This is a genomic window from Desulfosarcina cetonica JCM 12296, assembly GCF_001311845.1.
In the GTDB taxonomy this organism is placed as follows: Bacteria; Desulfobacterota; Desulfobacteria; order Desulfobacterales; family Desulfosarcinaceae; genus Desulfosarcina; species Desulfosarcina cetonica.
The window spans coordinates 1-9190 of the sequence record NZ_BBCC01000225.1; the positions used below are offsets into that span (position 1 = coordinate 1).

Here is a 9190-nt window from a genome sequence, read left to right on the forward strand (position 1 = left end):
CCGCGGTGGAGGCCCAGTGGACGCCACCCGGCGGCGGACCACCGATCGTCATGTGGGCCTACGTGGACGCGAGTCCCTCGGCTGCGAGTTATGCGTGCCCGGCAACGCCGGTGGCCTGGTCCAACGGTCCGGTTTTGAATGCGGCCGACGGGGATACCTTTACCATCAATCTCAAAAACTGCCTGGCTGAACCGGTGTCCGTGTTCATCCCCGGACAGATCAAGGCCATTGCTCCGGTCAGCTTCATCGATGCCCAGGGGCGGTCCCGGGTGCGTTCCTTTGACGCCGAGATCGCGCCCGGCGGTGTGGACAGCTACACCTGGGTGGGCATCAAGGCCGGAACCTACCTGTATCACAGCGGTACCCATCCCCAGGTGCAGGTGCAGATGGGGCTTTCCGGAGCCCTGGTGGTCAGCGGCGGATCCTACCCGGCGACGGCCATGGAGCAGCTCCTCGTCTACAGCGAAATCGATCCGGCCCTGCATGCCGCCGTGGCCGGTGGAACCTACGGTACCCCCGCTTATCCGAGCACCTTCGACTACACCCCCCAGTACTTTCTGATCAATGGAGAAACCTACAACGCCGGCAGCCTGCCGATCAGCATCCCGGTCAGCCAGGATATCCTCCTGCGTTTCGTCAACGCCGGTCTCAAACCCCATACGCCGACCCTGGGCGGAGGGCTGTACATGACCCTTTCCTACGAGGATGGCAATCTTTATCCATTCCCCGTCGAGCAGTACGGATTCGAGCTGCCGCCGGCCAAGACCATCGACGCCGTGCTCAACGTCGGCAGCGCCGGCATTTACCCGCTTTATGACCGCTCCCTGGCGCTGACCAACGGGACGGCCACCGGCGGCGGGATGCTGGTCCATCTCCAGGCCAGCGCGGATCCCAGTGCACCGGTGGCGGCAAACGATGCTTACGCCGTGGCCGAGGATACGACCTTGACTGTCATCGCGCCGGGCGTGCTCGGCAACGACACGGATGGTACGGGGCCGAATCCGCTGATGGCCAGCCTGGTGACGGATGCCTCCGCAGGATCGCTCTCACTGGCGGCCGACGGCTCTTTTTCCTATAGCCCCAACGCGAATTTCAACGGCATCGACCAGTTCACCTACGTGGCCAACGACGGCGGACCGGACAGTAACGTGGCGACCGTGACCATCACCGTCAACGGGCAGAACGACGCACCCGTGGCGGTGGCCGACAATTACGACGCCATGGCCGGTTCGATCCTGACCGTGGCCGCGCCGGGTGTGCTGGGCAACGACAGCGACATTGACGGCAATCCGTTGACCGCGGCCATTTATGGCGTTTCGCCCGCAGGGCTCACCTTTAACGCCGACGGGTCGTTCAGCTTCGACGCAACGGCCCTTGCTGCCGGCGACAGCGTCAGTTTCGATTACGTCGCCAATGACGGCATGCTCGACAGCCTGCCGGCCACGGTCACGATCGCGGTGGTGGCCTCTGCGGCCAACGTTGCGCCGGTGGCCGTCAACGACAACGCCACAACACCGCGCAACACCGCCGTTATCATCGACGTGGTCGCCAATGACACCGATGCCGATGGAACCATCGACCCGACCAGCGTGGTACTGCCCTACGCCATCACCTCCCGCGGCGGCAGTGTGTCCGGCAACGGTGACGGTACCGTCACCTTTACCCCGAAAAACGGATTCCGGGGGACCGATACCTTTACCTACACCGTCAACGACAATGACGGCGCGACATCCAACCTGGCCACGGTGAGTGTCAACGTGACCAAGTAACCCGAACCACCCGCCCGGCATTTTGCGTCCTTCCCGCGGGGAGGGCGCAGGCCCGGCAGATATCATCAATCGGCGGTGAGCCTGCCAGCAGAGAGGAGATCCCCATGCCGTACCTAACCCATAAAACCTTACGGATCAGACAATTGACCCTGGCGGCCATTTTCGTGGTGGCATCCCTTGCCCTAGCGACCCTGGCCGGTGCCGTGGCACCAGCGCCGAAAAAAAACACGCATGCCCGGATACCGGCGTCCCTGTCCGAGAAGTGGGGCATCGACATCACCGGCATCCACATGTCCGCGCACAACTACATGGTCGACTTTCGCTACCGCGTCCTTGATGCGGACAAAGCCATGGCCCTGTTTGACCGCCAGACCAAACCCTACCTCATCGATCAGACCAGCGGCAAGGTGCTGGCCGTGCCCAATACGGCCAAGCTCGGCCCGCTGAGAAATTCAAACCAACCCCAGGAAGGCAAAATCTACTGGATGTTCTTCGGCAATCGGGGCGGATTGATCGACACGGGCAGCAAAGTGACAGTCGTCATCGGGGATTTCAGGGCCGAGAACCTGGTGGTGGAGTGATCGTTCCATCATGGCGGCGACCACGGTATGAGAGACAAGGAGGAAATCGCGATGAAAAAAATAATTTGGATCTTCGTTGTCGTGCTGGCGGTGGCAGGGGCGGGACCCGTGACATCCCAGGCCCAGGTCGTCGACCCGGAACTGCAGCAATTGCTGGACACCCTGGCACCCGAAGAAACCGTGAAGGTGTTGGTCCAATTCAGTGAGCGCATCGATCTTAAGACGTTCCAGCGCAAAGCCGGGGACAGGTGAAAGGCCAGCTTCGGCGCGCTTTGATTACCGCCCTCAAGGACCAGTCGGCCAAAAGCCGCAAGGGTGTCATGGCTTTCCTGAAGGGCAAGGCGATCCAGGTTGCCCCGCTGTGGATTACCAACGGCCTTGCCGTGACCGCCAGCAAGGCGGTGATCGAGGCGTTGGCCGCCCAGCCGGGCATCGACAGCATCCGGCTGGATGGGCAAATCCTCACATCGGATGCGGCGGCCTATTCGAGTGCCTACACGGGAGCGCCCGAGTGGAATCTTGATGCCATCGGCGCACCGCAGCTCTGGAACCTGGGGCATACCGGAAGCGGCAGGGTGGTCGCGCTGATGGATACCGGAGTGGATGCCAACCACGATGATCTGGCACCGCGCTGGCGGGGTGGTTCCAACAGCTGGTTCGATCCCAATGGCGAACATGCCACGCCCTACGATGGCGACGGCCACGGCACCCGGACCCTGGGCGTGATGGTGGGCGGTGATGCCACCGGAACGGCCATCGGTGTGGCGCCGGGAGCCCGGTGGATCGCGGTCAAAATGTTCAATGACGCCGGCGCGGCGGCCTACAGCGTGATCCATCTGGGGTTCCAGTGGCTGCTGGATCCGGACGGCGACGCCACGACCGACGATGCGCCGGATGTGGTCAACAATTCCTGGGGGTACGGGCAGCAGGCCAACACCTGTTTTACCGAATTTCAGCCGGACATTCAGGTTTTGAAGGCTGCCGATATTGCGGTGGTGTTCGCCGCGGGCAATGGCGGCCCTTATCCGTCGACCAGCGAGAGCCCGGCCAACTACCCGGAGAGTTTCGCCGTGGGGGCGATCGACGACACGGGCACCGTCCATGCCAGCAGCAGCCGCGGACCATCGGTTTGTGACGGTACCGTCTATCCGGAGGTGGTCGCCCCGGGGGTTGGCGTGAAAACCACCGACCTGACCTTTGGTGGCGTTTTCCCCAGCGAGTCCATCTACGTCAGCGGGACGTCGATTGCCGCGCCCCAGGTGGCGGCGGCCATGATTCTTTTGCGTGATGCGTTTCCCCAGGCCCATGTCGACGCGCTGGAGGCGGCGCTTAAGACGACCGCCATGGATCTGGGCGCTGCCGGGCCGGACAACGATTCGGGTTACGGATTGATCGACCTGATGCAAAGCTACCAGGTCCTGGAGCAAACTCTTCCCGTGTGCACCGATGCCGACGGTGACGGCTATTTCAGCCAGGCTGAATGCGGACCGGTGCCGGATTGCAACGATAATGACCCGTCGATCCACCCCGGTGCGCCCGAGGTCAAACACGACGCCATCGATCAGGACTGCAACGGTTTCGACCTGACCATCGATATCCTCGGTGCCGTTTACACGGCCTCAAGCGGCCAGCTCAACGTGGCGGCCACCAGCGATCTGGGCAAGGATGCGGCCCTGGAACTGGCCGGCCATGGCCCGATGAGCTGGAGCCGCAAGAAGGCGGTCTGGTCGATCTCGGTGGGCAATCTCGCCGTCGATCCGGGAAGCGTCACCGTCCGCGGTGTGGAGGGTGACACCACCCTGGCCACGACCGTCGACACGGGCAGCAGCGGTGGCGGTAATGGCGGCGGGGGCAAGGGCAAGAACAAATGATCATCAGCCGATGAGCATTCAAGACAAGGAGAACGACCCATGAAAAATATCACTGCAACCCTTTGGCAGCATGACCGGTGGATGATTTTGATAAACTTCTTCGTTTTGACCATGGCATTGGGCTTGGTCGTAGCCATGGCGCCGGTGGACGGGCATGCCGCCGGACCGAAAAGCCAGGCATCGAAGATGGCTTCAGGCGCCCAAGCGGCCCATGCCGACATGCAGGCCGGGGCCTTCGATACCAGTGCCGTACCGCAAAAACAGAAACCGGAGTGGGCGGGTATCCAGAACAAGCTGTCCAAGGAGTACACCGCCTGCACCGATGATTGCGGCGACAATCTCGAGTGCCAGGAAAAATGCTGGAACGTCTATGAATACCGGTTGGACCGGGAACACAAACGCATCATGCACAACGCCCGCAAGTAAATGGGCGGATGGCAGCGAGGCGCGCGACCCGGTGAAGGCGTGTCCATGGTACGGGGAGCCCCGTCCGCTCCCGCTGGCATGCGGATGATGCGGCGCCGGTCGCTCGGGTAAGAGGAGGCCCCCTGATGGCTCGACCGGGGCCCACCCGTCAAAACAGAAAGGCGGTTCCCAATGAGTAAACCGATCAGAAAAAAGTCCCTGGGGCGTATTTTGCTGCTGGCGACGGTGATGTTGGCGGCTGCCGGTGTCGGGTACAATCTGAACCATGACGTTACTTCCGCGTCCACGGCCATGCAAGGGCACGTGCATCCGGCAGCGGGCGCAGGTTCAGGCAAGGCGGCGCCGGCCGTCACACCGGCCGCTGAAACGCCGACGGACAAGACCGTTTACATCTGTCCCATGAACTGCGTTCCGCCCATGGAAAAACCCGGGCGATGCCCGGTCTGCGGGATGGACCTGGTGCCGACGGCCGCCACGGCGCATGCTCACGAGGACCACTCCTCCCGGCTGAACCTGGCACCGGACGCGGTCCGGGCCGCCGGCATTCAGGTCGCCACCGTGAAGCGCATGCCGGTCACCCGCGAGATCCGGCTGTTTGGCCGGATCGCCTATGACCCGGTCAGCGAGTACAAGGTGACGGCCTTCGCACCGGGGGTGATCGACAAGATCTACGTCAAACGGGCCGGGCAGACGGTCAGGGCCGGTGACGCACTCTTCGATCTGCACTCCTCCGAGCTTTACTACCTGGAGCAGGAATTGTTCGCCGCCCTGGAGAGATTACCGTATCGGATCGATGCAAGGCCGACTCGCGGCCAGCGATTCAAACGCTGGGTGCGGCCCTGGATGTCACCGGCGCAGCCGGCCAAACCGGGCAAAGCCAGCGCGATCAGCAAGGACGAAGCGCAGGCGGTCATGGCCGAGGTGTCCCAGATCCGGCGCAAGATGCGCCTTTTGGGGTTGGCCGAAACCGATATCGACCGGATCATCGCCCGCGGATCCCCCAGTGGCATCTCGACGGTCACCACGCCCATGGGGGGCGTCGTCCTGGAGCAGTACGCCTTCAAGGGCTCCTACCTGAATACCGGGGAGGCGGTTTTCACCATTGCCGATCCCCAGTACATTTGGGCCCAATTCGATGCCTATGAATCCGATTTTCCCTGGATACGCCTGGGGCAGGCGGCCGAATTCAGCTCGGATGCCTATCCCGGGGAAACCTTTATCGGCAAGATCATCTACCTGGATCCCTATTTCAACGAAAAAACCCGCACCTTCAAAGTTGGGGTCCTGTGTACCGATCATCGCGACAAGCTCAAGCCGGCGATGCTCGTGCGCGGCTCGATCCATGCCGACCTGTCAGCCGGTTACCGGGAGGACTCCAATAAGGGACCGGCGTCGCGGGAAACGCCCCCCCTGGTGATCCCCGAGAGCGCGCCGCTCATCACCGGCACGCGGGCGGTGGTTTACATGGCGCTGCCGGGCATGCCGGGCACCTATGAAGGTCGTGAGATCTCCCTGGGGCCCCGAGCCACGGGGTACTATGTGGTCCGGGACGGGCTGCGCGAAGGGGAGTCCGTGGTGGTCAACGGCAACTTCAAGATCGACAGCGCCGTCCAGATCCTGGCCCAGGCCAGCATGATGCAGCCGGCCGGTGATGGCGCCATGCCCATGGGTCACCACCATGGCACGGGGCAGGTCATGCAGCACCGGACAGCCAGCGGAATGCCCGCGGCCATGCAGCCCATGGACGATAGGACTGCCGGTGGGATGGCCATGGCAACGGATACGGCCGCCAACACCTGGGGCAGCCGTACCCGGCAGATTGAAGCCTTGCGACATGCCATCCGGGATGGCCGCTCACGGGCGGCCGCCATGGGTGGCCCAGGAGAATAGGGCCGACGCTATGCGTGATGACACCCCAAAACGCCCGGCATCGGTCGCGCCCTTCCGCCGCATCATCGACGTCTGCCTGCACAACCGGATGATCGTGGCCCTGATCACCCTCATCCTGGTGGGCTGGGGTGTGGTGGTGGCCCCCTTTGACTGGAAGATCGACTGGCTTTGGCGCGACCCCGTGCCGGTGGATGCTATTCCCGATATCGGCGAAAACCAGCAGATCGTCTTCACCGAATGGCCGGGCCGCTCGCCCCAGGACGTGGAGGACCAGGTGACCTACCCCCTGTCCGTGGCCCTCTTGGGCGTCCCCGGCGTCAAGACCCTGCGCAGCTACTCCATGTTCGGCTTCTCGCTGGTGTATCTCATCTTCGATGACGGGGCCGATTTCTACTGGTCGCGCAGCCGGGTGCTGGAGCGTCTCAACACCCTGCCGGCCGGGGAACTGCCCGAAGGGGTCAAACCCACCCTGGGGCCTGATGCGACCGCCCTGGGACAGGTTTTCTGGTACACCCTGGAAGGCCGGGACACCCAGGGCAACACGGTTGGCGGCTGGGATCTGCACGAGCTGCGGACCATCCAGGACTGGTATGTGCGCTACGCCCTGCGCGGGGTGCCGGGGGTCAGCGAAGTCGCCTCGGTGGGCGGTTTTGTTCAGGAGTATCAGATCGATGTGGATCCGGACCGCATGCGCTACCGCAACGTCCGCCTGGAAGAGGTGGTCGACGCGGTCCGCAAGGCCAACGTGGACGTGGGCGCGCGGACCATCGAAGTCAACAAGGTGGAGTATGTGATCCGCGGCCTTGGATTCGTCAAGACGCTGGAAGATATCCAAAATTCGTTCATCAAGATGGAAAACGGCGTGCCGGTGCTGGTGGGGCATGTGGCCAACGTGACCCTCGGCCCGGCCAGCGTCGCGGCGCCCTGGACAAGAACGGCCAGGAAGCGTGGGCGGCGTGGTGGTCGTGCGCTACGGGGAGAACCCGTTGGCGGTCATCAACCGGGTCAAGGCGAAGATCAAGCAGATTTCCATCGGCCTGCCGCGCCGGACCCTACCCGACGGAACCTTGGCCCAGGTGCGGATTATTCCCTTTTACGACCGCAGTGAACTGATCCAGCAGACCCTGGGAACCCTGCGGTCGGCACTCTCCCGGGAGATGCTGATCACCGCCATCGTGATTCTGGTGATGATGGCGCACCTGGGCAGCGCCATGCTCATTTCCGGCCTGCTGCCCCTGGCCGTGCTGCTCGCCTTCGTGGCCATGCGCGGGTTCGGCGTGGATGCCAACGTGGTCGCCCTGTCGGGCATCGCCATCGCCATCGGGACGATGGTGGATATGGGCATCATCATGACGGAGAACATCCACCGCCATTTCCAGATGGCCGGCCCGTCGCCGAATCCCTTGGCAATTGTCACGCGGGCGGCGCGGGAGGTGGGCGGGTCGATTTTTACCGCCGTGGCCACCACCGTGGTGAGCTTCCTGCCGGTCTTTGCCATGCAGGCCGCCGAGGGCAAGCTTTTCAAACCCCTGGCCTTCACCAAGACCTTTGCCCTGATGGCGGCCCTGATGGTGGCCCTGGCATTGATTCCGCCCCTGGCGGGCCGGGTCTATGGGCACGCGCCGGGGAAAGGCCGCTGGCAACGCTTCGTGCCCGAGGGCTTCGTCGGGCTTGGTGTGCTGCTGGCGGTTGCGGTCGACGGGTGGATCGGTGGTGTGGTCGCCTGATCGGTGTCGCCGGCATCCTGCGTCGCTTTGCACCGCCGGCCTTGCAGCCCTGGCTGCAAAAGGCGCCCAAATGTTGGTGGTTGCCGCGTTGATGGTGATCCTGGCCGGTGACTGGCGGCCGCTGGGGGCCGGGTCCGGCATACTGGCGAACCTGATGTGCGTGGGCCTCGGCATCGGTCTGGTGCTCGGTCCGCTGCTGTTCTTCCAGGCCCGCTACGAACGGATTCTGGGGTGGTGCCTGGATCACAAGAAGACCTTTTTGGCATTTCCGGCCCTGATCGTCCTATGCGGGCTGGTGATCTGGCAAGGGTTCGGCACCCTTTTCGGCTGGCTGCCGGCCGTTGTGCGCAACTCCCGTCCGGCCATGGCGATGCATGCCGCCTTTCCCGGGCTGGGCAGCGAGTTCATGCCGTCCCTGGACGAAGGGGCCTTCCTCTACATGCCGGTGACCATGCCGCATGCCTCCATCGGCGAGGTGCTGGACATCCTGCAGCGCCAGGACCGCGCCATCCAGGCCCTGCCGGAAGTCGACCTGGCGGTCGGCAAGCTGGGCCGCGCCGAAAGCCCCCTGGATCCGGCACCGATCTCCATGATCGAAACGGTGATCAACTATCGCCAGGAATACCTGACCGGCCCGGACGGCACGATTCTGCGGTTTGAATACCAGCCCGATGCCCTGGATTTCTTCCGCGATGCGGCGGGCAACGCCCTGCCGGCGGGAGACGGGCGGCCGTATCACGTACGGGGACGCTTTGTGCGGGACGACACCGGTGGCCTCGTCCCCGATCCCCATGGCCAGCCGTTCCGCTTGTGGCGGCCGGCCCTGGATCCGGCGATCAACCGGGTCGCCGTCCTGGCCCGGCATCCATTCCCCGGATGACCTGTGGGCGGCGATTGTCGCGGCAGCGGCCCTCCCCGGCACCACC

At 63.8% G+C, this 9190-nt stretch carries 9 protein-coding genes; all 9 read left to right on the top strand.

Annotated features, from left to right (window positions below; translation table 11 throughout):
* On the top strand, positions 1-1769 hold a 1769-nt coding region (locus JCM12296_RS29675; RefSeq protein WP_157068012.1), incomplete at its 5' end, for an Ig-like domain-containing protein.
* A gap of 104 nt (positions 1770-1873) precedes the next feature.
* The gene (locus tag JCM12296_RS29680; RefSeq protein WP_054700576.1) at positions 1874-2350 is read left to right on the top strand and encodes a hypothetical protein; all 477 of its coding nucleotides are present in this window, start codon (positions 1874-1876) and stop codon (positions 2348-2350) included.
* 51 nt (positions 2351-2401) lie between these two features.
* A complete protein-coding gene (locus JCM12296_RS29685) occupies positions 2402-2602 on the top strand; it encodes a hypothetical protein (protein WP_054700579.1) in 201 nt (66 codons plus the stop codon).
* Positions 2599-4221 (top strand): S8 family serine peptidase, encoded by a 1623-nt coding sequence (locus JCM12296_RS29690; protein ID WP_054700582.1) that lies wholly within the window; start codon positions 2599-2601, stop codon positions 4219-4221. Before JCM12296_RS29685 ends, JCM12296_RS29690 begins: the two co-directional genes overlap by 4 nt.
* A 39-nt stretch (positions 4222-4260) precedes the next feature.
* Complete coding sequence (locus tag JCM12296_RS29695; RefSeq protein ID WP_054700586.1) at positions 4261-4647, top strand: hypothetical protein; 387 nt, start codon at positions 4261-4263, stop codon at positions 4645-4647.
* 171 nt (positions 4648-4818) lie between these two features.
* Positions 4819-6537 (top strand): heavy metal-binding domain-containing protein, encoded by a 1719-nt coding sequence (locus tag JCM12296_RS29700; RefSeq protein ID WP_054700589.1) that lies wholly within the window; start codon positions 4819-4821, stop codon positions 6535-6537.
* Positions 6538-6547: 10 nt separating this feature from the next.
* Entirely contained in the window at positions 6548-7645 is a 1098-nt protein-coding gene (locus JCM12296_RS48380) for an efflux RND transporter permease subunit (protein WP_054700592.1), read from the top strand.
* The gene (locus JCM12296_RS48385; RefSeq protein ID WP_281492200.1) at positions 7533-8264 is read left to right on the top strand and encodes an efflux RND transporter permease subunit; all 732 of its coding nucleotides are present in this window, start codon (positions 7533-7535) and stop codon (positions 8262-8264) included. The genes JCM12296_RS48380 and JCM12296_RS48385 overlap by 113 nt, the downstream gene beginning before the upstream one ends.
* Before the next feature lie 70 nt (positions 8265-8334).
* Complete coding sequence (locus JCM12296_RS29715) at positions 8335-9144, top strand: efflux RND transporter permease subunit (RefSeq protein ID WP_054700597.1); 810 nt, start codon at positions 8335-8337, stop codon at positions 9142-9144.
* Positions 9145-9190 lie beyond the last annotated feature (46 nt).